Consider the following 2,005-nt stretch of genomic DNA (forward strand, 5'->3'; position numbering starts at 1 on the left):
CTATCTCAGCATTATAGTCACTATTTATACTAGTGCGATTAAGTTCCTTTTTTATAGCTCTTTCACTATAGCCAATTTTATTGGCTATTTGAGATGTTTGGTATCCTAATTTAAGTAATTCTTCTATACAATATCTATTTGAAAGAGTTAAGTGCTTTGGCATTTTTTAGTTCCTTATCGTTTATTTTAGTTTCGTCAAAACCTAATAAACTATATTTGGAACTCTCTTTCAACTATTTAAAACTTTCAGAATACAATCTAGCTTTTTAAAAATGATCAAAAGTATTTTTTTGTTGTAGTGATATATTCTGTCGAGAAATAAATAATTGCATAAGTTTCTATTGATTAATCATATTCTTATGAATATATTTAGTAAGTTAAATTATTTAAAAAAATAAAACTATTTAATAGTAAATTGGAGAAGATATGAGAATCTTATCAGTTCAAGATATGGCAAAAATAGTGCAAAAGCACGGTTTTGATAACTTTATTAGAGACCTAGTTGAATATACAAAACAGGATTTTATAAGATGGCAAGAGTTTGATAAATCACCAAGATATGCAGCTCATGTTCCAGGAGGTGTTTTAGAGCTTATGCCAACTGCTGACAATGAATTATTTACATATAAATGTGTAAATGGGCATCCTGCAAATCCATTCGAAGGTAAGCAGACAGTTGTAGCTACAGGGCAGTTAAATGAGATTAAACATGGTTATCCACTACTTATATCTGAAATGACCGTTCTTACAGCTTTAAGAACTGCAGCTGCGACTGTGTTAGCAACAGACTACTTAGCGCGCAAAGATAGTAAGACTATGGCGTTAATAGGTACAGGTGCTCAAAGTGAATTTCAAACCTTGGCTCATAAGCTAATTAGACCTATTCAAACAGTTAGATATTTTGATACAGATCCAGAAGCAATGAAAAAATATGCTAACAATATGAAAGATGTTGATCTTGAAATTATCGCTTGTGATAGTGCTAAAGAGGCTTGTGAAGGTGCGGACATTATTGTCGTATGTACGGCTTGTAAACTTCATGCAATTGTGATTGAAAATGATTGGGTTAAAGAAGGTGTACATATAAGTGGTTTAGGTGGCGATTGTCCTGGTAAGACTGAGCTTGATATGGATATTCTTTTTAGAGGTAAAGTAGTTGTTGAATACAAAGAGCAATCAATGATTGAGGGAGAGATTCAAAACTTATCACCACAAGATGTTGAGCAGGTTTTACATGCTGAAGTATGGGAGATTTTAACTGGTAAGAAAAAAGGTCGTGAAAATGATAAAGAAATTACGATCTATGATTCAGTAGGTTTTGCAATCGAAGATTTCTCGGCACTTCGATTGACTTTAGATTTAGCTGAGAAATATGATATTGGTAGCCAAATGGATATGGTACCACCAATCAAAGATCCTAAGAATTTATTTTCAGTATTAAAAGCTAGATTGTATTCTCAATGTTTATAGAGATACCAAAATGTACTTCATTAGGTGTCAAGTAATTTAAACATTTCTTAGGTCTATTATTCAAGTCTATCTGTAACTTTCTAATGTATTGATGAGATATATTGTTAAAGTTAGTACCTTTAGGTATAAATTGTCTGATATACCTATTCATGTTTTCATTAGTACCTCTTTGCCAAGGACTGTATGGATCAGCAAAGAATACTTTGATGCCAGTCTTGCTAGTTAGCTTCTTATGTTTAGCAAACTCTTTACCATTATCAAATGTAGCTGTTAATATTTTATGACCATTAGATACTTTGTACAATATTCTATTGATTGAATTAGCTGTTCTATCTATAGACTTGGCTAAAATAGTAAATCTGCTAGCTCTATCGACCATTGTTACAATAGCACTTTTATGGTCTTTACCAACAATAGTGTCACCTTCAAAGTGATAAAGATTTTTTCTATTAGCACTGCTAGGTCTTTCAGAAATACTCGCTCTATCCTTTATCTTAACTTGTTTAGAGTCACCTTCTTTTTTGTATTTATATTG

3 protein-coding genes are annotated in these 2,005 nt (G+C 31.7%); 1 reads left to right on the top strand and 2 read right to left on the bottom strand.

What is annotated here, in order from left to right; all coding sequences use genetic code 11:
• On the bottom strand, positions 1–163 hold a 163-nt coding region (locus F8C69_RS11110), incomplete at its 3' end, for a helix-turn-helix domain-containing protein (RefSeq protein ID WP_159183823.1).
• 263 nt (positions 164–426) lie between these two features.
• Here F8C69_RS11110 and F8C69_RS10000 point away from each other — a divergent pair.
• Positions 427–1,470: an ornithine cyclodeaminase gene (locus F8C69_RS10000; RefSeq protein WP_159185032.1), complete on the top strand. Its 1,044-nt coding sequence runs from the start codon at positions 427–429 to the stop codon at positions 1,468–1,470.
• Here the strand turns inward: F8C69_RS10000 and F8C69_RS10005 are convergent.
• A partial coding sequence (locus tag F8C69_RS10005; RefSeq protein ID WP_159183759.1) for an IS30 family transposase occupies positions 1,445–2,005 on the bottom strand: 561 nt, incomplete at its 5' end. The genes F8C69_RS10000 and F8C69_RS10005 overlap by 26 nt on opposite strands.

The sequence above is a fragment of the Francisella noatunensis subsp. noatunensis genome, from assembly GCF_009823375.1.
Taxonomy (GTDB): Bacteria; Pseudomonadota; Gammaproteobacteria; order Francisellales; family Francisellaceae; genus Francisella; species Francisella noatunensis.